Origin of the sequence: Stutzerimonas chloritidismutans AW-1 (genome assembly GCF_000495915.1) — a bacterium.
GTDB classification, from domain to species: domain Bacteria; phylum Pseudomonadota; class Gammaproteobacteria; order Pseudomonadales; family Pseudomonadaceae; genus Stutzerimonas; species Stutzerimonas chloritidismutans.
The window spans coordinates 1-25074 of the sequence record NZ_AOFQ01000037.1; the positions used below are offsets into that span (position 1 = coordinate 1).

General features: G+C 65.0%; 18 protein-coding genes and 2 pseudogenes. 8 read left to right on the top strand and 12 right to left on the bottom strand.

What is annotated here, in order from left to right; genetic code table 11:
- Positions 1 to 266 (bottom strand): annotated as a pseudogene (locus F753_RS0124980) (ion transporter); the annotation flags it as partial.
- Positions 267 to 368: 102 nt separating this feature from the next.
- Here F753_RS0124980 and F753_RS37385 point away from each other — a divergent pair.
- Positions 369 to 1102: pseudogene (locus F753_RS37385) on the top strand (DUF72 domain-containing protein).
- Here the strand turns inward: F753_RS37385 and F753_RS37390 are convergent.
- On the bottom strand, positions 1099 to 1695 hold the full coding sequence (locus tag F753_RS37390; protein WP_023445518.1) for a hypothetical protein: 597 nt from the start codon (positions 1693 to 1695) through the stop codon (positions 1099 to 1101). The pseudogene F753_RS37385 and the gene F753_RS37390 sit on opposite strands and share 4 nt — an antisense overlap.
- A gap of 181 nt (positions 1696 to 1876) precedes the next feature.
- On the bottom strand, positions 1877 to 2740 hold the full coding sequence (locus F753_RS37395; protein ID WP_023445519.1) for an SDR family oxidoreductase: 864 nt from the start codon (positions 2738 to 2740) through the stop codon (positions 1877 to 1879).
- Positions 2741 to 3101: 361 nt separating this feature from the next.
- Here F753_RS37395 and F753_RS37400 point away from each other — a divergent pair, with 361 nt between their 5' ends.
- Complete coding sequence (locus F753_RS37400) at positions 3102 to 4292, top strand: sugar transporter (protein ID WP_023445520.1); 1191 nt, start codon at positions 3102 to 3104, stop codon at positions 4290 to 4292.
- An 84-nt stretch (positions 4293 to 4376) separates the two neighbouring features.
- Here F753_RS37400 and F753_RS37405 read toward each other — a convergent pair whose 3' ends face one another.
- The 5 genes from F753_RS37405 to F753_RS37425 form a co-directional block, all read right to left on the bottom strand.
- Entirely contained in the window at positions 4377 to 5042 is a 666-nt protein-coding gene (locus F753_RS37405) for a hypothetical protein (protein ID WP_245218657.1), read from the bottom strand.
- Positions 5043 to 5129: 87 nt separating this feature from the next.
- Complete coding sequence (locus F753_RS37410; RefSeq protein ID WP_023445522.1) at positions 5130 to 7136, bottom strand: peptidase U32 family protein; 2007 nt, start codon at positions 7134 to 7136, stop codon at positions 5130 to 5132.
- A 292-nt stretch (positions 7137 to 7428) separates the two neighbouring features.
- The gene (locus F753_RS37415) at positions 7429 to 7962 is read right to left on the bottom strand and encodes an REP-associated tyrosine transposase (RefSeq protein WP_023445523.1); all 534 of its coding nucleotides are present in this window, start codon (positions 7960 to 7962) and stop codon (positions 7429 to 7431) included.
- Between the two features lie 401 nt (positions 7963 to 8363).
- On the bottom strand, positions 8364 to 16913 hold the full coding sequence (locus F753_RS37420; RefSeq protein WP_023445525.1) for a GH36-type glycosyl hydrolase domain-containing protein: 8550 nt from the start codon (positions 16911 to 16913) through the stop codon (positions 8364 to 8366).
- 378 nt (positions 16914 to 17291) lie between these two features.
- Positions 17292 to 17693, bottom strand: coding sequence for a hypothetical protein (locus tag F753_RS37425; RefSeq protein ID WP_023445526.1), 402 nt, complete (start codon positions 17691 to 17693; stop codon positions 17292 to 17294).
- Positions 17694 to 17846: 153 nt separating this feature from the next.
- Here F753_RS37425 and F753_RS37430 point away from each other — a divergent pair, with 153 nt between their 5' ends.
- On the top strand, positions 17847 to 18683 hold the full coding sequence (locus F753_RS37430) for a CAP domain-containing protein (protein WP_023445527.1): 837 nt from the start codon (positions 17847 to 17849) through the stop codon (positions 18681 to 18683).
- A gap of 142 nt (positions 18684 to 18825) precedes the next feature.
- Positions 18826 to 20736, top strand: a complete 1911-nt coding sequence (locus F753_RS37435; RefSeq protein ID WP_023445528.1) for a metallophosphoesterase family protein — start codon at positions 18826 to 18828, stop codon at positions 20734 to 20736.
- A 19-nt stretch (positions 20737 to 20755) separates the two neighbouring features.
- On the opposite strand, the gene F753_RS37440 is transcribed toward F753_RS37435, so the two are convergent.
- On the bottom strand, positions 20756 to 21403 hold the full coding sequence (locus F753_RS37440) for a cation efflux transmembrane domain-containing protein (protein ID WP_014819971.1): 648 nt from the start codon (positions 21401 to 21403) through the stop codon (positions 20756 to 20758).
- Between the two features lie 62 nt (positions 21404 to 21465).
- On the opposite strand from F753_RS37440, the gene F753_RS37445 reads away from it, so the two are divergent.
- From F753_RS37445 to F753_RS37450, 4 genes are all read left to right on the top strand, one after another.
- A complete protein-coding gene (locus tag F753_RS37445; protein ID WP_014819972.1) occupies positions 21466 to 21867 on the top strand; it encodes a MerR family transcriptional regulator in 402 nt (133 codons plus the stop codon).
- Between the two features lie 131 nt (positions 21868 to 21998).
- A complete protein-coding gene (locus F753_RS49735) occupies positions 21999 to 22142 on the top strand; it encodes a hypothetical protein (RefSeq protein WP_023445529.1) in 144 nt (47 codons plus the stop codon).
- A gap of 134 nt (positions 22143 to 22276) precedes the next feature.
- On the top strand, positions 22277 to 22405 hold the full coding sequence (locus tag F753_RS50185; protein WP_023445530.1) for a hypothetical protein: 129 nt from the start codon (positions 22277 to 22279) through the stop codon (positions 22403 to 22405).
- A 140-nt stretch (positions 22406 to 22545) separates the two neighbouring features.
- A complete protein-coding gene (locus F753_RS37450) occupies positions 22546 to 22794 on the top strand; it encodes an FmdB family zinc ribbon protein (RefSeq protein WP_023445531.1) in 249 nt (82 codons plus the stop codon).
- Positions 22795 to 22875: 81 nt separating this feature from the next.
- Here the strand turns inward: F753_RS37450 and F753_RS37455 are convergent, their stop codons facing one another.
- The 3 genes from F753_RS37455 to F753_RS37465 all read right to left on the bottom strand — a co-directional run bounded on the left by F753_RS37455 (position 22876) and on the right by F753_RS37465 (position 25039).
- Entirely contained in the window at positions 22876 to 23298 is a 423-nt protein-coding gene (locus F753_RS37455; RefSeq protein WP_023445532.1) for a DUF2141 domain-containing protein, read from the bottom strand.
- 136 nt (positions 23299 to 23434) lie between these two features.
- Positions 23435 to 23902: an RNA methyltransferase gene (locus F753_RS37460; RefSeq protein ID WP_023445533.1), complete on the bottom strand. Its 468-nt coding sequence runs from the start codon at positions 23900 to 23902 to the stop codon at positions 23435 to 23437.
- Positions 23903 to 23980: 78 nt separating this feature from the next.
- On the bottom strand, positions 23981 to 25039 hold the full coding sequence (locus F753_RS37465; protein WP_023445534.1) for an SDR family oxidoreductase: 1059 nt from the start codon (positions 25037 to 25039) through the stop codon (positions 23981 to 23983).
- Positions 25040 to 25074 lie beyond the last annotated feature (35 nt).

The window sequence follows — 25074 nt, forward strand, 5'->3', positions numbered from 1 at the left end:
TGGCCCCCCTCCACCCCCCCCGCCGGTACGCTGGCCAGCAAGTCGATCCAGCCCCAGCGCATGAAGCGCAGCTTGTCGTCGGCTTCCTGCAGGCGCATCCAGAAATCGATGAAGAAAAAGAAGCACACGATGTTGTCCAGATACCCGAGCAGAGTCGATACGTCGTCGGGCAGGTCGAACACCAGATCGGCCACCAGCGCACCGATCACGTAGACCGATAGCAGCAGGATGAAGATCTGAAAGGGTGTGATGGCGCGCTGCTTCATGAGTCAACCGGGTTCGTGGGGCAGGTGGGCGCAAGTTTAAAGCACACCGAGGTAACCGGGCCGGAACGATGGGAAGGAGTGTTGGGGATTTAAGTGCGCAAGATGATTGGTATCGGCTGTGCCGGCTGGAGCCTGCCGCGCGAGGCGTGGCCGGCATTCGCTGAGCAAGGTACGCACCTGCAGCGCTACAGCGGAGAGCTATCGGTGGTCGAGATCAACAGCTCGTTCTACCGACCGCATCGTCCGGCCACCTATCGCAAGTGGGCGGCGAGCGTGCCGGAGGACTTCCGCTTTTGCGTGAAGATGCCCAGGCAGATCAGCCATGAGCTGCGCTTGCGCGAGTGTGACGAGGCGCTTGAGCGCTTTCTCGGCGAATCGACCGAGCTGGCTGAAAAGCTCGGCTGCCTGTTGCTGCAATTGCCGCCATCGCTGACCTTCGATCCCCAACGGCGGAGGACTTCTTCGCTGCCATGCGCGCACGCTACGACGGTGCACTGGTACTCGAACCGCGGCATGCGAGCTGGCTGGACGCCGGTGAGCTGCTCGAGCGTTGGCGTATCGCACGAGTGGCGGCAGATCCTTCGCCAATTGCAGGAGCAGAGCAGGCGGGCGGCTGGTCGGGCATGCGCTACTACCGACTGCACGGGTCGCCACGCATCTACCATTCTGCGTACTCGGCCGAATGACTGGAGCGGCTGGCTGGTGAGTTGCGGACGTCTGCTCGGTCCGGCGTGCCGTGCTGGTGCATCTTCGACAATACCGCCAGCGGCGCTGCGGTGAGCAATGCGCTGGCACTGCAGGCGCTGCTGGCAGACGAAACCGCCTGGTCGCCCTAGCGCGGGATGATGCGTACGCGACCTGCGGTGTTGTCGCGCCGGGCAGCCTTTTCGTTTTCCGCGCGGCCGGGAATCGAGCCGAAATCAGCACCGCGATCCGGTGTCGAGCTGCCGTCCAGTTCGCGCTCGTCGACGCTGATCGAGGTGGCGTCCGGGTAGCCGGTGGTCAGCGTCTCGGTGCTGGCGGTCACCGGGGTGGCATCGTCGTCGTCCCACTTGGCGCTGCGCTCGTCGATATCGATGGCGCCGTTGCGCTCCATGACACGCTCGACTGCGGAAACCCGGCTGTCGTCCTCCAGCGTTACGGTGACGATGGTCGATCCGCGGCGGGCCGCTTCGGGGTAACGACCGGCATGCTGGCTCGATCCGTCGCCGAAGACCTTTTGAAAGAAACTGCCGATCTTGTCGGCCACTGTTGCGTCTTCACCCGGCTCTTCGCCGACCACTTCCACACGGCTGCTGTCGACGGTGTCGCTGTTGAAGGATGCCGATATCTGGATGTCGTCGCTGGACACCCCCTCGCTCACGAGTTGGGCTTTCACTTTCTCTGCTTCGGCATAGCGGTCGAAAGCGGCAATTAGAATCTGGGTCATGAGTTCACCTTTCATATGCAGCGAGGCTGCGGTGGCGGGCGTCTGGACCGATAGCGGTCAACGCATGGGTACTGATCGTTGGGCGCGGCAAGCCGCACGATGGTTCCGTTTGGACTCATTACCCGATGCTTCGCTTAGGGCTGGCCCCCGACTCGACCCCGGCGCGGCTTCCGGCCGCTGGCTAGCCGTTGACCACCTTGCCGCCATTGATATGAATGGTCTGGCCGCTGACATAGGACGAGTCCTCGCAGGCCAGATAGACATAAGCCGGACCCAGTTCGGACGGCTGGCCGCAGCGGCCCATGGGCATCTGGCTGCCGAAGTCTTCGAGCATCTGCGGGTCGTGCTTGCCGAGCGACGGCGGCTGCAGCGGCGTCCAGATCGGGCCTGGCGCGATCTGGTTGACGCGGATCTCGCGCTCGATCAACTGCTGTGACAGCGCCCGGGTGAAGCCGTCGATCGCGCCCTTGGTCGAGGTGTAGTCGACCAGCAGCGGGTGACCGATAAAGGAGTTGATAGAGGTGGTGTTGATGATCGAGGCGCCGGCCTGCAGATGGGGCAGGGCGGCACGGGTGAGATAGAAGTAGCCGTGGATGTTGGTGGCGAAGGTCTTCTCCCACTGCTCGTCGGTGATGTCCTCGAGGCGGGTCTGCACCTCCTGGCGGCCGGCATTGTTGACCAGCACGTCCAGCCGGCCGAAGGCCTTCACGGTTTGTTCGACGGCATCGTTGCAGTGGCGGCTGTCGCGGATGTCGCCAGCGATCAACAGGCAGCGCTGGCCTTCGGCCTCCACCATCCGCTTGGCGTTTTCGGCGTCCTCGTGTTCGTCGAGATACATGATCGCGACGTCCGCACCTTCACGAGCGAAGTGCACCGCTGCCGCGCGACCGATGCCGCTGTCGCCGCCACTGATCAGCGCGACCTTGCCGGCCAGCTTGCCACTGCCCTTGTAGCTGTCGCGGATGAACTCGGCCTGCGGGTGCATTTCGGTTTCGCGACCGGGCAGACGGTCCTGCTGCTGAGCGGGAATCTTCGGGTAAGCCATACGTACTCCAGTCCTGAAATGGGTTCTGTAGGTACGGCTGGCGCTCGCCTGGAAAGTTTCGCCAGGATGCCGAACGGAAGTCAGGCAGCGGCAGAGCGCAGTGACGAACCACCGGCAGCAGCGACGCCTTTGCGGCCACTCGTCGTGGCGCACGTTTGCGACCTGACATCAGTGGATGGCGGGCGTAGAATCCGCGCCGCTTCGACTGTCCCGTCCCTAACTCCATCTGCTCCCGCTGCCTTCCTGCTCGCTTCGCGCGTGCGGGCCGCGTGTGTCATGGCATTCGGGCAGGAACCGTCGCCCTTACACGCTCATTCGTCGCGCTTTGCTTCGACTGAATCGATACCAGACCCACTTCTCCATGAACGAATTGCAAAGCTCCCCGGCCGGCAGCTGGCTCAGCGTGATCGCACTGGCGCTGGCCGCCTTCATCTTCAACACCACCGAGTTCGTCCCTGTGGCGCTGCTCAGTGACATCGGCCGCTCGTTCGACATGCCGCCATCCCAGGTCGGGCTGATGCTGACCATCTACGCCTGGGTGGTTGCGCTGATGTCGCTGCCGATGATGCTGCTGACGCGCAATTTCGAGCGCCGCACGCTGCTCATACTGGTCTTTGTGGTGTTCATCGGCAGCCATCTGGTTTCGAGCGTGGCATCGAGCTACGGCATGCTGATGCTCAGCCGGATCGGCATCGCCCTGGCGCACGCGGTGTTCTGGTCGATCACCGCATCGCTGGCGGTGCGTGTCGCGCCCGCAGGCAAGCAGGCGCAAGCCCTGGGCCTGCTGGCGACCGGCAGTGCGCTGGCGATGGTGCTGGGCATCCCACTGGGGCGCGTGGTGGGCGAGGCGCTGGACTGGCGCACCACCTTCCTGGCCATCGGCGTGATCGCCGCGCTGGTGCTGGTCGTCCTGGCGCGGACGCTGCCATCGCTGCCGAGCCAGAACTCCGGTTCGTTGCGCAGCCTGCCGGTGCTGTTCAAACGCCCTGCGCTGTTGACCGCCTATGTGCTGACCGCGTTGGTCATCACCGCGCAATTCACCGCCTACACCTACATCGAGCCCTTTGCGCAAACCGTCGCGCACCTGAGCGGCGACATGACCACCGTCCTGCTGTTGCTCTTCGGCGGTGCCGGTCTGCTCGGTTCGTTGCTGTTCAGCCGATACAGCGGACGCTATCCACGGGGCTTTCTGATCGTGGCGATCTCGGTCATGGCGAGCTGCCTGCTGCTGTTGCTGCCAGCCTCGCTTGACAGTTCGCTGCTCGGTGCGGTGGTGGTGATCTGGGGGATCGCGGGGATGTGCTTCGGCCTGGCCGTGCAATCGAAGGTACTGAACCTGGCTTCGGACGCGACCGACGTTGCCATGGCCATGTTCTCCGGCATCTACAACGTCGGAATCGGCGGCGGCGCCTTGCTCGGCAGCCTCGTTGTCAGCCATCTGGGGTTGCGTGAGATTGGCGTGGCCGCCGGCTTGCTCGCTGTCGCCGGCCTGTTGCTTTGCAGCTTTGCGACCTATCGCTTAGCCAGGCCTGCCAGCGGCACGGCGGTGTAGCTGGGCTACGTGTGATCCGCTGTCGGGCTTGGTTGTTGCGGTGGGATCAGCAGGTTTCCGCAGAGTTAGCTTGGAAAGCTGTGGCTATTCATGCGTAGCGGTGCTTTCGAAAGATGCCTGCGGTGTGCTGTGGGCGGCATGGGTGCGTGCGATATCCAATGCCGCACGCTCCAGGCAGCGGCCGATTACCCGGTCACGATGCTGGTTGCTGCGGATGCCGTCCAACAGGGCTAGAACCACATATGTAACCGTGGCTAACGCCAGCACGAATACGATGCCTTTTCCGGCGATCCAGGTATCGGTTAGCTTGATGACGTCCGTCGACAGACTGACGATCGCCGAAACCAGCATGACGATGACGAGATTCTGGGAGACCCAGCGTTCCTGAGGTGGCGGGCCGGCGATCTCGGCGATGCGCGCCAACTCCTGAATGTCCGCTGCGTTGAGCCCGCGCTCTACAAGGGTATTTCGGAATAGTGCGTAGCGCAGCAGTTCTTCGCGGCGTAGAAAACCGTAGCGGTTCAGCGTTTCACGGGCATAGATATCCCGGTAGTACCACGCGCAATAGCGCTCCCGGGCCAGCAGCATGCCAAACAGAGCAAGCAGTGCGCCGGCCATGGCAGCCAACCCCTGCAAAGGTGACTGGCTATTGAGCAAGGTCCCAACCAGCAATATGCCGACAGCGAGCGTCAGCGCCCAGGAAGGCCAGACCATGCGCAGCCCGCCATGCGTGAAGCTCGCCGTGAACACGCCGGGTTGGCATTGTCGATAGAGCGAGCGGATCTCTGCCCATGTCGCAAGTACAGTCACGGCAGCGCCTCCCCGGATGTATGGACGTCAGGCGTGCGGCTTGTTGCGGATTGTCTTCATCAGATCGTCCGGCGTGATGTGCCCGACCACGCTGCTGCCGCTGCCGCTGCCTGGCAGCGGCAGGTCGAGGATATGGCCCTTCATCTTGCCCACCACGTGCATCTCGCAGGGCTTGCAGTCGAAGGTCAGGGTCAGCACTTCGTCGCCGTGCACCAGTTGCATCGGTGCGACCTTGGTACGCACGCCGGTGACGCCCTTGGCCTGCTTCGGGCAGAGGTTGAAGGAGAAGCGCAGGCAGTGCTTGGTGATCATCACCGGCACCTCGCCGGTTTCCTCGTGGGCCTCGTAGGCCGCGTCGATCAGCTGCACGCCGTAGCGGTGATAGAACGCCCGGGCCTTCTCGTTGTAGACGTTGTAGAGGAACGACAGGTGCGACTCCGGATAGACCGGCGGCGGCACGCTGACCGGCTTGCGCCCGCCGCGCGGACGGATGGCTTCGCGCGCTTCGCCCAGCGCCTCGATGGCTTCGCGGCGCAGCGCCTTGAGTTGCGAGTTGGGGATGAAGAAGGCCTGCGGTGCATCCACTTCGACTTCTTCGGCGTGGTAGATGGTGGTGCCCAGCTGGCTCAGCAGATCGGCGATCTGGCCGGGCACCTGCTCGGGCTTCTTCGCTTCGCCGAACGGGCCGGCCAGCGACACGCTGGCATAGGCGCCTTCCTCGCTGGTGACGTGCAGCTCCAGCTCATCGGCGCGCAATTTTGCCAGCCAACGTACGCCGATACGGCGCTCGGCGGAGGTCTTGAGCAGCGCGTTCTGCCAGTTGTGGTCCAGGTTGCGATTGAGTGGATGGTTCGGGCGCACCTGACGCATGGCGGCGGGCATTTCGTTGGGTTCGACGCGGTACTGCCAGAACGACTGACCGTCTTCCTCGAACTGCTTCAGCGGCTCGACCACGCTGGCGCGGAAACCCACCACTTCGCGTTTGATCAGCACATTGAGGCCATCACCATTGGACAGGGGCTCGCGGGTCTGCACGGTCAGGTCATGCTTGCCCACCTTGAGCACTTCGCCGACCGCAAGGCCGGTGAAAGTCGGTGAGTCGAAGGCGCCGATGTCGATCTTGCGGTCGGTGACGAAGTAGTCGGTGCTGCCGCGGTGAAAGGTCTTGTCCGGGTCCGGCACGAAGAAGTGATCGGTGCGGCCGCTGGAGGCGCGGGCCAGGTCAGGGCGTTCGGCGAGGATGCCGTCCAGGCGCTGGCGGTAGTAAGCGGTGATGTTCTTCACGTAGCTCACATCCTTGTAGCGCCCCTCGATCTTGAACGAACGCACGCCGGCGTCGACCAGGGCGCTAAGGTTGGCGCTCTGGTTGTTGTCCTTCATCGACAGCAGATGCTTTTCGAAGGCCACCACGCGGCCCTGATCGTCCTTCAGCGTGTAGGGCAGGCGACAGGCCTGGGAGCAGTCGCCGCGATTGGCGCTGCGCCCGGTCTGCGCGTGGCTGATATTGCACTGCCCGGAAAAGGCGACGCACAGCGCGCCATGGATGAAGAACTCCAGGGTCGAATCCACTTCATCGTAAATCGTGCGGATTTCCTGCAGGTTCAGCTCGCGGGCGAGAACCAGCTGCGAGAAGCCGGCCTTGTCGAGGAACTTGGCCCGTTCCAGCGTGCGGATGTCGGTCTGGGTGCTGGCATGAATCTCGATGGGCGGAATATCCAGCTCCATAATGCCCATGTCCTGCACGATCAGCGCGTCGACGCCGATCTCGTACAGTTGGTGGATCAGCGTGCGCGCAGCTTCCAGCTCGTCGTCATGCAGGATGGTGTTGATGGTGACGAACACCCGCGCATGAAACAGGTGGGCGAATTTCACCAGCTCGGCAATGTCCGCCACGCTGTTCTCGGCGTTGTGCCGCGCACCGAAGCTCGGGCCGCCGATATACACCGCATCGGCGCCATGCAGGATGGCCTCGCGGGCAATGCTGGCATCCCGGGCGGGGGCGAGCAGTTCGAGATGGTGCTTGGGAAGGGACATGGCGCGGACCGGACTTGAATCGAAAGTCGCGCATTGTAATGGCTTGCGGCCGGTTTGGGGGTGGCCGCTGGGCGAGCTTAAGGGCGCGCAACCGTGACCAAGTGCTGGGTGAGGACGCAGGAGCGTCCGGGCGGGCGTTCCCACGCGGGAGCGTGGGAACGATCAAAGTCAGCTGCTGCTGCGTGGTGGAATTCGAGGCGGTCGGGGCGCGGCTCGCCCGCCTGCAAGAATTCGATTGCTCCAACGCTCCCGCGTGGGAGCACCGCTCGGGACGCTCCGCGTCCCTACGGATTCAAGCCCAGCGAGCGATTTTCAGTAGCCCTGGTGCGCCTGCATAGTTGCGTGCGCTTGAATAGCGCCAGTGTTCCGCTAGATCTACGTAGCCCCGCCTGACGGGGTTGTAATGGATGTACTCCAGTTTCTGGTGCATCACCGCCTCGCTGCACACCAGTTCGGCATGGCTCCCTTCCTGCCAGAACTGATACTCGCGGTCATGTTTGTGCATCCGTTTGGCGACACGCAATCGCTCCAGCGCCTTTGTCGCACCGATGCTGTGCAGGTGCTCGATGGCTTTTCGCGCAGTGAACGATTTGAAACTGGCAACACAGCGGCAAAGGTCGTCGGCCTGGGCCAGGTAATGCAGGTGGTTTTCCATGACCACATAGCCGTAGAGCTGTAAACCTTGGTGCTTTTGCTGGTAACGCCAGCAGTCCAGGACGATTTCGACCAGCGCGGGGCGGCTGAACAGTGGCAGCCACTCCATCACCGTGCAGGTGAGGAAGTGAGGTCGGTCGGGTTCGGTGATGACGTAGCGGCTACGACCCATGAGTTCTTCCTTGAACTTGGTGTCCGGACGCTGGAGCGTCCAGAGCTGACGTTCCCACGCGGGAGCGTGGGAACGATCGGGTGGCTCCTGCTTCTGAACAGGACCATCAGCTTGACGCTCTGCGTTACTGTGCACATACAACCCCAACAGGCGATGTTGGGCAAGCTCGGTTTGTCCAGGCTGTTGGTTGATGCACATACCTTGAAGGAATGAACGCGGAGCGTCTTGGCCGGCGCCCCACGCAGCTGCGCCCGGCGTCACTGCGGCACTACCCAAGCGCAACAATCGTTAGGGGCAGGCCGCCCCAGCTGTTAACTGTTGCACTTACTGTGAGGCCCAGGACGCAAGAGCGTCCCGGCCGTTGCTACCCTGCAGCGTGGATCGACCCAGCTACACGACACTCAGAGTGTCAGCAGCAGCCGATGCTGCCCCCCATCCAGCGCAAGCCGCACGCATCCCTCATCGCATTCGAGGGTGTTGTCATTCAACTGCGCATGCTTGATGACACGATTGGCCTGCGCGGGGTTTTCCACGCGGATGGCATAGCGGGTTTCGCCCAGAGTGATGTTGGCCTCGAATGCCGGCCATTCGCTGCTGATGCAGGGGTCGATGAACAGCCAGTTACCTTCGCGGCGGATGCCGAGGATGCCTTCGACACCGGCGCGGTACATCCAGCCGGCAGCGCCGGTGTACCAGGTCCAGCCGCCGCGGCCGTTGTGCGGTGCCACGCCGTAGACGTCCGCCGCGACCACGTAGGGTTCGACCTTGTAGCGCTGGCTTTCTTTCGGTGTCAGCGCGTGATTGATCGGGTTCAGCAGCTTGAACATCCCACACGCTGCATCGCCATCACCGAGCTTGGCAAAGGCGAGCATGGCCCACATCGCAGCGTGGCTGTATTGACCGCCGTTCTCGCGTAGGCCCGCCGGATATCCCTTGATGTAGCCGGGCTCCTTCGGCGTCTTGTCGAATGGCGGGGTGAACAGCAGGGCCAGACTGTCATGCTCGCGGATCAGGTGGTGCTGCACGGAAGCCATGGCCTGTTTCGCGCGGGCGGGGTCCGCTGCGCCGGACAACACCGCCCAGGACTGAGCAATGGAGTCGATGCGGCACTCGTCGCTGTCTTTGGAGCCCAGCCAGGTGCCGTCGTCGAAGGTTGCGCGGCGGTACCACTCGCCATCCCAGGCCTTTTCTTCCAGCGAATCAGCAAGTGCCAGGGCGTGTTCGCGCCAGCGTTCGGCGCGCTGGGCGCCAGCCACGCTGCCTCGCTGCTCAGCCAGCGGCGCGAAGAGTTCGATGGTGCGCAGCAGCAGCCAGCCGAGCCACACGCTCTCGCCCTTGCCATTTTCTCCGACGCGGTTCATGCCGTCGTTCCAGTCACCACCGCCGATCAGCGGCAGGCCGAGTTCGCCGGTCAGCTCCAGGCACTGATCGAGTCCGCGAGCGCAGTGTTCGAACAGTGAGGCAGCCTCGTCCGCGATCATCGGCTGGAAGAAGGCATCGTGCTCGCCGGGCTTGAGCAACGGTCCTTCGAGAAAGCTCACCGGCTCTTCGAGAATCGCTGCGTCGCCGGAAACCTGAACATAGGTTGCCGTGGCGAATGCGAGCCATACACGGTCGTCGGAAATGCGCGTGCGCACACCCTGACCGGAGTGCGGCAGCCACCAGTGCTGTACGTCGCCTTCGGGAAACTGGCGACTGGCCGCGCGCAGGATGTGGCTGCGGGTGGCCTCGGGCTGGGAAAAGGTCAGTGCCATGCCGTCCTGCAGCTGATCGCGAAAGCCATAGGCGCCGCTGGCCTGGTAGAAGGCCGAGCGCGCCCAGATGCGGCAGGCAAGGGTCTGGTAGAGCAGCCAGCCGTTGAGCATGATGTCCATCGCCCGGTCCGGTGTTTTCACCTGTACCGAGCCAAGGGCGCGGTGCCAGTGGTCCGTGACTTCACGCAGCACTGCGTCGAGATCGGCCTGGCGATAACGCTCGACCAGCGCACGCGCCTCATCAGCCGACGCGCACTGGCCAAGGAAGGCGACGATCTCGACGCTCTCCCCAGGGGCGAGCTGGACCCCGCACTGCAATGCCGCGCAAGGGTCCATGCCTGCGCCGACGCTGGCGGATAACGGTTTGCCAGTAAGCAGCGCCGCCGGCGTGGCGGGGCCGCTGTTGCGACCAAGGAATTCACTGCGATCAGCCGTCCAGGCCGTTTGTCGTCCACCCAGATCGGCGAATGAAATACGCCCGGGGAAGGCGCTGCTCCAGGGGTTGTGCGCCAGCAACAGGCCGCTGCTGGCGTCGCGCTGGGTGACGATGAAAGGCCCGGAGGCGCCGCGGGCGGTGCCGAGCACCCATTCGCTATAACTGGTGACCGACAGTCGGCGAGGCTCGGATGACAGGTTGCGCAGCGTCAGTCGGGAAATCTTGATCGGGTCGCCAAGGGCGACGTATTGCAGCAGATCCAGCGCAATGCCTTCGGCCTGGTGCTCGAAGCGGCTGTAGCCGTGGCCGTGCCGCGCCACATAGAGGCCGTCATCGCGAATCGGTTGGGCGGTTGGGCTGAACAGCGCGCCGCTGCGTTCGTCGCGTACATAGAAGGCTTCGCCGCAGGGATCGGTGACCGGGTCGTTGGACCAGGGCGTGAGCTGATTTTCCCGGCTGTTTTCCGCCCAGGTATAGCCGCTGCCCTGCGCCGAGACCTGAAAGCCAAAGCGCGGGTTGGCGATCACGTTGATCCAGGGCGCTGGTGTCGTGCTGCCCGACTCCAGCAGTGTCACGTATTCGCGGCCGTCCTTGTCGAAACCGCCGAGGCCGTTGAAGAACTCCAGCCCTTGCGCCAGTTCGCTGCCGGTAGGGCCCGGTGTCGCAACGACCGGCCGCGAGGGCGGGGTAGCGAAATGCGCTGCCACGGCGTCGCCCAGGAGCAATGTGTTGGCCAGCTGCTTGTCGATCGGCCCGCGGCGGGCTATCAGTGCTACGCGAGCGACGCTGCGCAGCAGGGCGCGTGCCTCGCCGCTCAACAGGTCGGCGCGCAGCATGTACACCGATCCCTGGGCAAGCTCGGCGCCGAAGCGCGGACGCGACTGGCTGCTGCGCACCGCGGTTTCGATGGCGATCTGCAGATCCTGCAGATAGGAACTGGCGTGCTCGTTGAGAATCACCAGGTCCACCGCCAGGCGCTTCATCCGCCAGTACTCATGGGCACGGAGTAACTGGCGGACCTGGGCGATGTCCTGGATATCGTCAATGCGCAGCAGCACGATGGGCAGGTCGCCAGAAATCGCGTGAGGCCACAAGCCGGATTGGGCGCCGGCGCCCTGGATGACCGCGGCCGACGGCGCGCGAAACTGCGGGTCGGCATAGAGGATGGGCGCGGCCAGGCGCTGAAAGTCGGCGGCTTCGGCCGGTTTGATATCGAGATGGCGCAGCTGCACCTGGGCCTGAGTCCAGGCCAGGGTCTTGGCGCGGTCGTAGGCGCTGCGGTCGTGGTGCTTCTCGATCAGGCTCAGCAGCTCGTCACGCGAGTCGGCGACCAGGGTCCAGAACGCCACGCGGGCGACCTTGCCCGGCGCCACCCTGATCCGGTACTTGAGCGAGAAGATCGGGTCGAGCACGGTGCCGACGCTGTTCGACAGCGGCTGGCCTTCGGCGACCACCGCGGCAGCGGCCACGCTCGGTCGCTGGCCGATGAAGCGGGCACGATCGGTCTCATACTGCGGGTCGGATAGGATTTCGCCTTCTACCACGGCGAAGTGCGCGGCCCAGATCGGCTGCTCGCCCTCGCTGCGCAGGCGGCGGGTGGCGGTCAAGGCGCCGAACTCGGGCAGGTATTCGGTCACCACGAACAGCTTGGCGAACGCCTGATGCGCGTTGTCGGTGGCGGGGGTGGTCAGCACCACTTCGCTGTAGGACGTCAGTTCGATGTCCCGCGCCTCGCGACCGCTGTTGGCGAGCGAGACGCGGCGCACTTCACTGTCGTCCTCTCCGGATACCAGCACGTCCATCGTGGTGGTCAGGTCCAGATCGTGACGAATGAACTCGGCATGATCCTCGCCGAATATCACCTCGTGACTGAGCGCATCGCTGCCCAGCGGCTGTCCGCCTGCGGGCCAGACCCTGCCGTCCTCGGTATCGCGCAGGAAGACGAAGGAGCCGTAGTCGTCCCGGCTGACGTCCTCGCGCCAGCGCGTGATCGCGAGGTCGCGCCAGCGGCTGTAGCCGGCACCGGCTGCGGTGAGCATCACGGCGTAGCGGCCGTTGCTGAGCAGATGGGTAACCGGCGCGCCGCTCGCGGCTGAGCCTTTCAGGCGGCGCAGTGATTGCGGATCACCGCCGCCCTCGACGGCACGAATCTTCACTTCTTCGGCACGCGGGTGGGCGATCGCGACATCGCGCGGCATGCGTTCCTGCAGCAGCAGTTCGCAGGCCTGGATCATCGGCTCGCGATGGAAGCGTGCGCGCATCTGGCCGTCTTGCAAGGTATTGGCGATGGCGACGATGGTCATGCCCTGATGGTGCGCCATGTAGTTGCGCACGATGACGAACGCCTGGCCATCCGGCAGGCGTGTCGGGGTGAAGTCCAGCGCTTCGAAGAAGCCGTAGCGCCCGAGCGCACCCATCTCCGTCATGCGCCGGAAGTTCGCCTGCGCACCGGTTGCGTCGACCATGGTCGCGAGCCCGGTGGCGTAGGGGGCTATGACCAGGTTTTCTGCCAGCCCCCGCTTGAGGCCCAGGCCCGGCACGCCGAAGTTGGAGTACTGGTAGGTGAACTCCATATCGCGGGCGTTATAGGCCGATTCCGAAACGCCCCAGGGCGCGTGGTGGTCATTGCCGTATTCCTGCTGGCGCTGCACGACCAGTCGATTGGTCTGCTCCAGTAGGCTGCCCGCCGGGGCACGCATGACCAGTGACGGCATCAGGTATTCGAACATCGAGCCCGACCAGGAAATCAGCGCGGATGCATTACCCAGCGGTGTCGCCGTGCGGCCCAGGCGGAACCAGTGCCGCGTGGTGACATCGCCCTTGGCAATGGCGAACAGGCTGGCCAGGCGTGCTTCGGAGGCCAGCAGGTCGTAGCAGCTGGGGTCCAGGCTGTTGTCGGCCAGCCCGTAGCCGATCGACAGGAGCTTGCGCTCGGGGTCGAGCAGAAAGGCGAAGTCCATATCCAGCGCCATCTGCCGCGCGTTGGCGGCGACACCGCGCAGGCGTGCCTGCATTGCAGCCAGCGACTCGGCGGATTGCTGGCGATCACGGCCGTGTTCGGCCAGCGCCTGGCACAGGGCGTTGATCCAGAAGTGAAGCGCCTGGGCATCTTCGTCATCCGTAGCGGATGGGCAGATTTCCTGGGCGACGCGAGCGGCTTTCTCGGCCAATTGCCGAAGTGTTGCCGAACGGGTGTCGAGGGCTTGCGTGTCGCCTATTTGCGTGGCGATCTCATCGAGCACGCCGAATAACGGCTGGCCGCGCTCGCCATTGGCTGCCGGCAGCGCGGCGATGGCCTGACGCGCCAGGATCAGGTTGTCGTGCAGGCCCTGACGGGCATGCGGCGCCTGGGGCTGGTCGAGCCATTCTTCGCAGGCATTGGCGAGGGCGATCAGGTGGCCGGCGAGATTGCCGCTGTCCACGGCCGAGACATAGGCGGGTTCCAGCGCGCGCATGTCCTCGGTGGCGTACCAGTTGAAGAAGTGGCCGCGGTGTCGCTGCAGCCGGCTCATGCTGTCCAGCGTCGTTTCCATTCGTTCGAGCGTCTGCAGCGTGCCGGCCCAGCCGAAATCACGTGCGGCAACGGTGGAGAGCAGATACAGCCCCATGTTGGTGGGCGAGGTTCGGCGTGCGACTACAGGCTTCGGGTCTTCCTGGAAATTGTCCGGCGGCAGCATGTTGTCGGCGACGGTGACGAAGGTTTCGAAGAAGCGCCAGGTGCGCCGTGCAATCAGGCGCAGCTCCTGGGCATCGGCATCAGCCAGCTTCTGACTGGGGGCGACGCGTGGTGAGCGGCTGGCCCACAGCGCGAGCGCCGGAGCACCCAGCCAGAGCAGGGCGAACGGCAGCACCAGCGGCCATGACGCCGGTGCGACCAGCAGCGCCAGCAGTGCAACGCCGACACCGAGCACGGTGCCGCCGGCCATGCCGCGGTAGAACCCGCTCAGTTTCAGCCGCGGACTGATGGCCGATTGCGCGGCGGTGGTCCATTCCAGGAGGTGGCTGCGACTGCCATAGAGCCGTGACAGCGTGCGAACGATGGCATCGCTCATGCGCCAGGCCTGGTCCGGCAGAAATGCCAGGTTCAGTAGGGTTTGTGAGGCGGCCATGCGCAGGTCGCCGAGCAGCCGGTGCAGATGGCTTTGCGCGCTGACGCCGCTGCGAGATGGCAGCAGCGTGAAGCACAGCGGCAGCAGCCCGGGAATTGCCAGCGCCCCGAGCACCAGCAGGGTGCCGATCAGGGCCGCCGGCAGGGGCAGCATCCAGCACAGGGCCAGCGCGAGCAGACTCAGCGGCGCCAACAGCGAGCGGCGCAGGTTGTCGAGCATCTTGAAGCGCCCGATGATGGGCAATGCCTGGGGGCCGCGGCGCGCGCCGAAGATCCACGGCAGCAGCTGCCAGTCGCCGCGGGTCCAGCGGTGCTGGCGCTTGCCCGATACGTCGTAGCGCGAGGGAAACTCTTCCACCACCTCGACGTCGGTCGCCAGTCCCGCGCGGGCAAACACACCTTCGAACAGATCGTGGCTGAGCATGCTGTTTTCCGGCACTCGTCCGGCCAGCGCTGCCTCGAAGGCGTCAATGTCGTAGATGCCTTTGCCGGTGTAGGAACCTTCGCCAAACAGATCCTGATAGACGTCGGACACGGCGGCGGCATAGGGGTCCATGCCGCCGGGGCTGGAGAACACCCGTTGATAGAAGGAGCCTTCGCGGCCCACTGGCAGCGACGGCGTGACACGCGGCTGAAGAATTGCGTAGCCATTGATCACCCGCTGTTCGGGTACGCTGAATCGCGGCCGATTCAGCGGGTGCGCCATCTTGCCGATCAGGCGCATGGCGGCATCACGCGGCAGGCGCGTGTCCGCGTCCAGGGTGATCACGTAACGCACATCCGCGGGAATCCGCTGCGTGCAGCCGGCCAGGGGCATGTAACTGGTGTCGGTCGCGCCACGCAACAGCTGGTTCAGCTCATGCAGTTTGCCGCGCTTGCGCTCCCAGCCCATCCAGCAGCCTTCGCTGGGGTTGTACTGCCGGCGCCGATGCAGAATCAGGAAACGGCTGCCGCCGGGCGCCGGGCCGTAGCGCTGGTTGAGTCGCGCGATGGCATCGACCGCGACCTCCAGCAGCCGGGCGTCGCTGTCGAGAGTTTCCTGGTCGGCGTCCAGGCCATCGGTGAGCAGGGCAAAGGTGAGGTCGCCCCCGGCGCCGGCCAGGTGATGCACTTCGATTCGCTCGATCTGTTCCAGCAGGTCCGCTTCATTGGTCAGCAGCGTCGGCACCGCGACCAGGGTGCGCATCGACTGCGGCACACCGGCGGTGAGGTCCAGGCCCGGCAGCGTGCTGGCGCCGAAACGCCAGGTGACCACGCGGTTGACCAGCGCCGAGGCCAGGTCCGTGATCGGCAGAAAGGCGACCAGAGCCAGCAGCGCGAGCCAGCCCGCGCCCACGCCGGCACCGCCCATCGCCTGCAGCCCGAGGGACAGCAGCAGGGTGGTAACCAGGAGGATGGCGCCAACATAGCCGACGATGCCCAGCTGCACGTGAAAACGGCTCAGGCGCAGCCCCAGTGGTGGGCGGAAGCCGAGGCTGCGTTCGAGACCGAGACGGCCTTCGCCAATCAGGTGGTAGCCGGGGTCGGCCACGCGCTCGTCGTCGGCGATGTCACGGCTAGGCGCGGCGTTGGCGGCGTTGGCGGCGTCCAGCGCGGCGCCGGCTATCTCCAGTTCGCTGGCGCTGGAACCGCGTGCCAGTTGCTCGATGGCACTGCGATAGAGGTTGCGTGTCGGGAAGTCCATGGCGGCAAAGGCACTGCCGCCGCGCAGCCGCTCATCCACCAGGCTGACGTCTTCGAACAGCTCGGTCCAGTCGATATCGGAGATCAACCGCATGCTGGTGATGACGTTACGCACGCTGACGTTGGAGGCGCCCTGACGCTGCTGCGAGTGCTGTACCACCTGTTCGATGGAGGTGTCCTGGCGGCCCAGCTGTTCTTCCAGCCAGCCCAGTGACGGCGTGGTGCGCGGGTCCTGGTCGCGCAAGCGCTTGGCCAGTTCCGCGGCGAAGACCTCGGACAACGGCGCCGTGCCACGCGCGGCAATTTCATCGTCCAGCGCCTTTTCCGGCGAGCTGGCCGAGAGCAGCCGGTTGGCCATCTCGTCGGCGGCCATTCGGGTTGCCCGGCCATCGGTGATCTGATCGCTCAGACGACGCAGGTTCTCGATCAGGACGATGCGCAGGGTAATGGCCACAGCCCACAGCTCGCCGATCGTCAGCGGCTGGACCTGCTGGTAGGCATTGATGAAACGGCGCAGGGTCTCGGGATCGAAATGACTGTCGGTATGGGCCACGAACGCCCAGGCCAGGCCGAAGATGCGGGGATAGCCGACGAAAGGCCCGTCAGCCAGCTTGGGCAGTTGGCGGTAGAAGCCTGGCGGCAGGTCGTCGCGAATCTCGCGGATCTGCGCCTCGACCAGGTGGTAGTTGTCCAGCAGCCACTCTGCGGCGGGTACCACGCTGCGACCACTTTCCAGCTCGGCGGCGCTGGCGCGGTAAGCCGCCAGCAGCACCGTCGCGTTGTCGTTCAAGCGCGCGTGCAGCGGCAGCACAGCCCGAGGGCGAGGGGTGACCGGCTGGGCGGCGGCCAGGCTCCGGGCGTGATGCTCGAGCCGCTCCGGGCCGAACAACTCATCGCGAACGGGAGCGAGATCGCTCCAGACGGGCGAACGCTGATGGCGCCCGAGGATGTGACGGAAAACTGAGGTCATGAGCGCCTGTCCGACTAGCGGAGATAGGGGAACAGGCGTTAGTGCGCCGGCTCCTGTCGGGAGGAACCACGGCGGCAAGCTTTCGGAACAACGGGAAACCGATTGCCGGTTTCTGCCAAATCGCCGTACGGCCTCGTGCATGCACCAGACCGCGTGGCGGTATGGCAGAGGCTTCAAGAATCGGCGAGCCATGAAAGCGGAGGGCCCTTCGGCCACTCCGTTTGCAGGAAGAATGCTGTCGCAGCAATTGCTCCACGATACAGCATAGGCACTTTTATTGTCGGTGCTTCGCCGCCTGGCCCTCAGGCGCGATCGGCATGCCGGCTCTGGCCAATCAAGGGGGCGAGACCGGTTCGGGCGAGGCTGGTGTTACCCCTGTCAGAGGCCACCCAGCAGGTCGTGCGCATCGAGCAGGCGCCAGGCGATTTCCGGGTGTTTTTCCAGCCCGCGGCGCACGGCGGCGGCAATGGCGGGGCGGGTCTTGCGGCAGAGGCCGGGCTGTTCAGCGAATTCGATGGCGATGCCGCGCATGCTGCGCACCTCGTTGTGGCCGGGGGCGACGGTCATGCGGATGCCGAGCTGGTCGAGCATGCGTTTCTGCACGCGCTCGAGATCGTCCAGGCTCTGCACGTTTTCCAGACGTTCGAGCAGGCGGCGTTCTTCGTGACGGGTCAGCATGAGAATGCGCACGTCGGCGCCGGCTGTTTCCAGCAGCTCGTCACGCCGGCAGGTGCAGGTGCCGGGCGGGCAGGATGGGCGAAGCGGCGGCAGGCTATTCATGGCTTTCGATCATAGCCAAGCCGGCGCAATGCGCACAGCTAGTGGCGTTGTGCCTGCGCGGAGATGACAAGCGTGGCAGCGTCGCGCACCATGGCGCTTCATTTCTGCGCCGGGTGCGCCTCGTTCCGTCAGGGATTTTGCTGGAGAACTGTCATGCGTGTTCTGTCATCCGTCCTGCTGATCGCAACCTTGTGCGTTGCTGGCGCTGCTGTGGCCGAGGAGGCCCGCCTGGTCGAGGCGATTAATGCCTACCGTGGTGAAGTGCAGCGCTGCGGCGACAAGGCGAGCGAAGAGCTGCCGCCGCTTACCGCCGACTCGCGCCTGAATTTGCCGGTCGATGGCGCAGGCGACCTGCAGCAGGCACTGTCCCGCGCGGGCTATCCGATGGTGACCGTGCAGGCGATCACCCTGTCCGGCCCGCGGGATGCCCAGGCCGCGATGCAGGCGCTGCGCGAGAGCTTCTGTCGGGTGATCCTCGACCCGCAGTTCGCCGATATCGGTGTGAGCCGCAACGGCCGTGACTGGCGCATCGTGGTGGCGCGGCCGTTGCTCGATGGTCGTCTGGGTGACTGGCAGGCCGAAGGGCAGAAGCTGCTGGAGCAGATCAACACGGCCCGCGCCTCCGGCCGCCGTTGCGGTAAGCAGGACTTCGCCGCAGCCGGGCCGCTCAGCTGGAACGAGACGCTGGGCAGCACCGCCGAAGCCCACAGCCGGGCCATGGCCAATGGCAACTTCTTCAGTCATCTGAGCGAGGACGGCCGCACCCCAGGCGACCGCGCCGAGCTGGCGGGGTACGCCGGCAGGCAGGTTGGCGAAAACATCGCCGCGGCGCTGCCGACTACCCGCAAGGTGCTGGACGGCTGGCTGGCGAGCCCCGGCCATTGCGCGAACCTGATGAATCCCAAGTTCAGCGAGTTCGGCGGCGCCTATGCGGTCGATCCGCAGAGCGACGCGGCCATCTACTGGACGGTGATGTTCGGCGCGCCTTGAACAGTCGTTCAGCGACCACCCCCGCAAAGCCGGCGTTGGCTGGATTGTTGAGCGATCCGGCCGAGCGCGCTGTCAGACAAACCTGTTCCCATCAGCAGGGTTGCCCTTGACCGATATCCCTACCCCCGAGCAACTACCCGCCGTGCTGGCGGGCCCGCTGCTGCGGCGTACCGAGCCTGGCCTTCTGACCTTCTGGCTGGTTGGCTCGCGGCCGCTCGAGCTGTCGCTGATTCTGGAAAGCCCGGCGGTCGGACTGCAACAATGTGTGTCGCTCGGCGAGCTGAGCTGCCAGCGCCTGCCCATCGGCGAGCACGCCGTGCTGCACCTGATTCATCTGGTGCCGGACGCACCGCTGCCCACCGATTGCCTGATCGAGTACGACCTGCGCATCCACGATGGTGCAGTGGAGCAGGGCATCGCCGACTGGGCGCCGCATCTGCTTTACGACGGCGCGACGCGGCCGAGCTTCGTCATCAAGTCGCGGCTCGATCGCGTGCTGCATGGTTCCTGCCGCAAGCCGCACCACGCCGCGACAGATGGTCTGCTGTGTGTCGACGAACTGCTGAGTGACGCGCTGGACAGTCCGGCCGAGCGCCCGGCCGTGCTGTTGATGACGGGCGACCAGGTCTATGCCGATGATGTCGCGGGGCCGATGCTGGTGGCGATCCACGCATTGGTGCGCCGGCTGGGGCTTTATGGCGAACAGCTCGAAGGCGCGGTGGTGAACAATAGCGATGAGCTGATGACCCATCCGGCCAGCTATTACCGTCGCGAGCAGCTGTTGCCCGCATTCAAGTCCAACGACGCGTTGCGCGAGCGCTTCTTCGGTGGCGTGGAAAAACCGGTGTTCACCACCGCCAACGGGCAGAACCATCTGATCAGCCTGGGCGAGGTCATGGCGATGTACCTGCTCGTCTGGTCGCCGACGCCCTGGTCGCTGATCGCCCCGCAGATGCCCGCGCTGGAGCCAGCCGAGGCCGAGCGTTACCGGAGTGAAGGGGCCTGCCTGCAAGGTTTTATCGCGGGACTGCCGAAGGTGGCCCGCGCCCTGGCTCATATGCCGTCGCTGATGATCTTCGATGACCACGACATCACCGATGACTGGAATCTCTCCGCGCGCTGGGAAGAGACTGCCTACGGCCATCCGCTGTCGCGCCGCATCATCGGCAACGCGCTGCTCGCCTATCTGCTGTGTCAGGCCTGGGGCAACGATCCGACGCGTTTCGCCGAGTTGCTGCTGCCGGTGCGTGAGCTGCTGGCGACGGCGAGCGATGGCTGGCTGGATTGCGCGGCGCAGGATCAGCTGATCGATAGGCTGTTCAGGCTCGACGGCTGGGGCTACGAGTTGCCCACCGATCCGCCGCTGGTGGTGCTGGACACGCGCACCCGGCGCTGGCGCAGCGAGCGCAACCTCAGTCGACCGTCCGGCCTGATGGACTGGGAGGCGCTGAGCGAATTCCAGCAGAACATTCTCGACAAGCCGTCGGTACTGATCGTCTCGCCGGCACCGATGTTCGGTGTCAAGCTGATCGAGGCGGTGCAGCGCGTGTTCAGCTGGGCCGGCCAGCCGTTGCTGGTCGATGCGGAGAACTGGATGGCCCATCGCGGCGCCGCCCACGTGATGATGAACATCTTTCGCCACACGCGAACGCCGGGAAACTATGTGGTGCTGTCCGGCGACGTGCATTACTCGTTCGTCTACGAAGTGCACATTCGCGGTCGCGATACGGCGCCCCAGCTGTGGCAGATCACTAGCAGCGGCGTGAAGAACGAGTTTCCGCGGCGCCTGCTGGACTGGTTCGATCGCCTCAACCGCTGGCTCTACGCGCCCTGGTCGCCACTGAACTGGCTGACCAAGCGCCGCCGGCTGGAAGTCGTGCCGCGCGTGCCTGACCGCAGCAACGCCGGCGAACGGCTATGGAACGGCTCGGGTATCGGCCTGCTGCTGCTCGACGAGCAGGGTAGGCCGCGTGAGATCTACCAGTTGAATGCCGATGGCACGGCACCAGTGGCGTTTCTTGCCGAGCGCGCTCGCCCTCAGGGCGAGGCTTAGTCGCGCGTGCCCCGCGGGATCACGCGCGTCGCTCCACATCGCTGACCGCCATCCGTTCGGATCGCAGCTCTTCCAGAGCATGGCGGGTGATCTGCACCGCCGCGCTGATGGAGAGCAACGCCATGATCGTCGCCACGATCAGATCGGGCCAGCCGGCTCCGGTGCCGAACACCCCCAGCGCGGCCAGCATCACCGCCAGGTTGCCGAGCGCATCGTTGCGGCTGCATAGCCAGACGCTGCGCATGTTGCTGTCGCCTTCGCGGTAGGCGTAGAGCATGGCGGCCACCGCGATATTGGCCAGCAGCGCGATCACGCCGACGACGCCCATGGTCGAGGCATGCGGCACGCTGCCATCGACGAAATTGCCAATCGCCACCACCAGGATGAACACGCCGAACAGGCCCATCGTCAGCGCCTTGGCCAGCGACGCCCGCGCCCGCATCACCACGCCCAGGCCCAGCACGAACAGGCTGACGCCGTAGTTGGCCGCATCGCCGAAGAAATCCAGCGAGTCCGCCAGCAGCGATACCGACCCCGAGCGCACGCCTGCGCCGATCTCGACACCGAACATCGCCAGGTTAATCAGCAGCGCAATCCAGAGAATGCGCCGATAGCGTCCGCGTGCCGCCGTGGTGGCGCAGCCGCCGCTGCAACAATTTCCCGCCATGACATCGCCTCCAGTTGTCGATGGCGCTACGCTAAACCCTGTAGCCACTACAGGGTCAAGCGATGCCACTCACCATCGGCAAACTCAGCAAGGCCACGGCAGTGAACGTGGAGACCATCCGCTATTACGAGCGCATCGGGCTGCTTGCGGCGCCGTCGCGCACCGAATCCGGCTATCGCACGTTCAGCGAGCAGGACGCCGCGCGGCTGCGTTTCATCAAGCGTGGGCGGGAGCTGGGGTTTTCCCTCGACGAGATCCGCACCATGGTCGAGCTGGCCGACCAGCCCGAGCATGCCTGCACCGATGTCGATCGCCTGGTGCAGACGCATCTGGTCGAAGTGCGCCAGCGCATCGCCGATCTGCAGCGGCTCGAAGCGGAGCTGCAGCGCTTGGCGGGCTGCAGCGAATCGTCGGTCCGCGAGTGCCGCATCATCGAAACCCTGACGGGAGTGCGTCGGCCCTAGGTCCGCGGTGTTGCGCGACTCGGTGCGCACGCACCGCACATCGAGATGTCCAGCGCTGACGAAACGCACGGTCTGCCCTAGGGTTCCAAGGCAATGTCACCAAAGCCCATTGTTGCCAGAGGACAGCTGCCATGATCGATCCAGACGACCCACTCAAGGATGGCCTGACCCCGCCGAACTACGACGAGTACGGCGATGTGCCGGACTCGGGCGAAAACGATTCAGGCGCCGATTCGAACGACCAACCGGAAGCCGATCAGAGCCCGCTCGGCTAGACGCCGGCAAGGCGTGACCTCGCGCGAATGTTCATCCACTGGACAATTCGACCCGCCCGGCCTAAAAAGGCGCGCTGCGCCGAGAGGCGTGAGCGCCAAGCGGCAGCAGCGTGTTTTCCAGAGCCAGGTGAATCGTGAGAAAGAAAAAGCCCGTAGACCCCGTCCGCCAAGCCCAGAAGAACCGCGCCCATCGCATCGGCTGGCTGATTGCCCTGGCTGGCATCGTGGTGGGTTTCGCGCTGGTGATGATGAAATCGGCATAGCCAGGACGTGCCGGCGGTTTCCGTAGCCGCTCACGACGCTGCTGAAAAGCACAGTGCTTTACGAGTACGGCCGTGCGCAGCAGACAGCCCGCGGCTGTCCGCGCGGGCTGCCAGCACCGAATCATCACGAGAGGAATTCCATGCCAACCTACGACTACCGCTGCGAAGCCAATGGTCAGGTTTATGAAGTTCGCCATGCCATGGCGCTACGGCCGAAAACCTGGGGCGAACTGCGCGCGGCCGGCGCGCTGGCCGAAGATTCGAACATTCCGGACGACGCGCCGGTGACCAAACTGATGACGGCTGCCGGGGTGGTCAACAGCCGCGTATTGAAGAATCCGGAAGCACCGGCATGTGCCCGCGGGGGCTGTGCCGGCAACTGCCGCTGAGTTCAGCCGCGGACATGGATGCGGCGTCGCTAGGGTGGAAAACGGCGAAGCCTTTTCCACGCGGTTTCCCGGGTTGTTTCGTTAGTAACGCATCTCCAGCGTGACCCGGGTCGGTTCGCCGGCGGGCACCTCGAATGCGCTGTCCTCGAAGGACGGCGGGCCCATAACCTTGGGATTGTTCGACAGCCCGTAGCCTTCCGTTGGGATCATGCCGAAGCGGCGGTCCAGCTCGCCGTTGCCGTTCTCGTCATGGTAGGCCAGCACCGCGTAGCGTCCGGGCGGCAGGTCCTTGAACACCAGGGTCACGGCTGCTTGCTCGGCCTTGGCCTTCTGCGCGGCGAACGCCTGGTCGTCCTTGCGGAAGGTTTTCGCGCTGGAATATACCGCCACGGCCACCTGACCCTTGTCGTGCTGCAGGCCGTCGAGCGTGACCTGCAGTTCCTCGGCATAGGCCGAGGGGACCAAGAGTGCGAGGGCAGCGCCCAGAATCGAAAGTGCTTTCATGCTGTGCTCTTGAAGTCGAGGATGCGGAAATCGCCGGATTCAAACGTGGCCGGCGACGCTTGGGTCGATCGCCGCCATCTTCAGCGAACAAGCGAAGCGTTGTCCACGTGCGGCGTGTACCGCATCGATCGTTCGATCAGAACTGCGGCCCGGAGCGGGTGTTGTTGCCCTTGGCCAGGCGGTCGTAGAGCACCACGTTCACCGTCGCGGCGAGGTTCATGCAGCCGTTGGTGGGGATGTACACCACATCCTCGCACCAGTCGCGGAGCTCCTTGCTCAGCGAGCCGTCCTCGGCACCGAAGATGTACAACGCGCGGTCCGGGTGGGTGTACTCGGGCAGCGAGCGCGCGTCTTCGACCAGCTCCACCGCAACCGGCACGCAGCCGAGCGGGAGAATCTTGCGCAGGTCGTCGATGTTGATCAGCGGAATGTCCTGATGGACCTTCTTGGTGTCGGTGACGAAGTCCTTGGCGCGGTCGTAGCGGGTGCCGGTGTAGAACACCGAAGCGGCGCCATAGCAGCCCGCGGCACGCATGATCGCCCCCACGTTGGACGGCGATTTCGGGTTGCTCAGGCCGATGCAGGCATAGCGTTTGTTGCTCACGGAAGGGGACTCGCGCGGAAAACGCGCGAGTATACGGGACGGTTTGGTCGGCAAAGGGTTTTTAGCTGCGCGACCGGGTCAGGGAATGAGCTTGCTCGCCTGCAGCCTGGCGAAGACATCGAAGAACGCCTCGTCGCTGGCCTGGTAATCCAGAAAGCCGAGCTTGCGACTCTTCGACATATCCGTCACCACCTCGATCGGGCGGCCCAGATCGGCATCGGTGTGCCACGGCGAGATGAGCTTGCCGATGTCCGCCTCGGCGAGACCGAACTGCTTCGCCATGTCGCTCCAGATTGCCGCGTCGCCCGCCATCTGCTGCTCCAACGGGGCCGGACCATCGAACGGCGCGGCGTCGATGCCGAACCACTCGGCAATGCGCGACCACATCCATTTCCAGCGAAACACATCGCCATTGACGACGTTGAAGGCCTGGTTGGCGGCTGCCGGCGTGCTGGCGGCCCAGCGCAGGTGCCTGGCGAGCTGAGCGGCGTCGGTCATGTCGGTCAGGCTGTGCCACTGCACGTCCGAGCCCGGAAAGCGGAAAGGCCGCCCCGTATGGCGGCAGATGGAGGCGTACACGGCCAGCGTGGTGGCCATGTTCATGGCGTTGCCGACCGCGACGCCGGTGATGGTGTGCGGGCGATGCACGCTCCAGCTGAAGCCATCGCGCTCCGCCGCGGCGAACACCTCATCTTCCTGGGCGTAATAGAAGTTCTCGACATCCAGCCGCCCCTGTTCCTCGCGGAACGGCGTCTGCGGCAGCGCGCCCTTGCCGTAGGCTTCGAACGGGCCGAGGTAGTGCTTGAGGCCGGTGACCAGGGCGACATGGCGCAGCGTACCAGCCGGCCGGACGGCTTCGAGCAGGTTGCGTACCATCTGCGCGTTGACGCGGATATTCTCCGCCTCGCTGGCCTGGCGCGCCCAGGTGGTGAGGAAGACGTGAGTGGGTGAAACGCCGGCCAGCGCCGAGTCAAGCGCCTTGGGGTCCAGCAGGTCGGCGCTGATCGGCGTGACACCCGCGTCGGTATTCGGTCGGCGAGCCAGTCCCGCGACGTTCCAGCCTTCATCGGCCAGCAGGCGCGACAGCGCGCTGCCGACAATGCCGCTCGCTCCGACCACCAGTGCTTGATTTGTCATGTGCAGACCCCCACAAAGCGAAACAGGCCTGCACC

Bases quoted from the DNA above. Each gene is read 5' to 3' on its own strand.
- F753_RS37390 (WP_023445518.1), bottom strand. From the start codon at position 1,695: ATGACCCAGATTCTAATTGCCGCTTTCGACCGCTATGCCGAAGCAGAG.
- F753_RS37395 (WP_023445519.1), bottom strand. From the start codon at position 2,740: ATGGCTTACCCGAAGATTCCCGCTCAGCAGCAGGACCGTCTGCCCGGT.
- F753_RS37400 (WP_023445520.1), top strand. From the start codon at position 3,102: ATGAACGAATTGCAAAGCTCCCCGGCCGGCAGCTGGCTCAGCGTGATC.
- F753_RS37410 (WP_023445522.1), bottom strand. From the start codon at position 7,136: ATGTCCCTTCCCAAGCACCATCTCGAACTGCTCGCCCCCGCCCGGGAT.
- F753_RS37415 (WP_023445523.1), bottom strand. From the start codon at position 7,962: ATGGGTCGTAGCCGCTACGTCATCACCGAACCCGACCGACCTCACTTC.
- F753_RS37420 (WP_023445525.1), bottom strand. From the start codon at position 16,913: ATGACCTCAGTTTTCCGTCACATCCTCGGGCGCCATCAGCGTTCGCCC.
- F753_RS37425 (WP_023445526.1), bottom strand. From the start codon at position 17,693: ATGAATAGCCTGCCGCCGCTTCGCCCATCCTGCCCGCCCGGCACCTGC.
- F753_RS37430 (WP_023445527.1), top strand. From the start codon at position 17,847: ATGCGTGTTCTGTCATCCGTCCTGCTGATCGCAACCTTGTGCGTTGCT.
- F753_RS37440 (WP_014819971.1), bottom strand. From the start codon at position 21,403: ATGGCGGGAAATTGTTGCAGCGGCGGCTGCGCCACCACGGCGGCACGC.
- F753_RS37445 (WP_014819972.1), top strand. From the start codon at position 21,466: ATGCCACTCACCATCGGCAAACTCAGCAAGGCCACGGCAGTGAACGTG.
- F753_RS49735 (WP_023445529.1), top strand. From the start codon at position 21,999: ATGATCGATCCAGACGACCCACTCAAGGATGGCCTGACCCCGCCGAAC.
- F753_RS37450 (WP_023445531.1), top strand. From the start codon at position 22,546: ATGCCAACCTACGACTACCGCTGCGAAGCCAATGGTCAGGTTTATGAA.
- F753_RS37455 (WP_023445532.1), bottom strand. From the start codon at position 23,298: ATGAAAGCACTTTCGATTCTGGGCGCTGCCCTCGCACTCTTGGTCCCC.
- F753_RS37465 (WP_023445534.1), bottom strand. From the start codon at position 25,039: ATGACAAATCAAGCACTGGTGGTCGGAGCGAGCGGCATTGTCGGCAGC.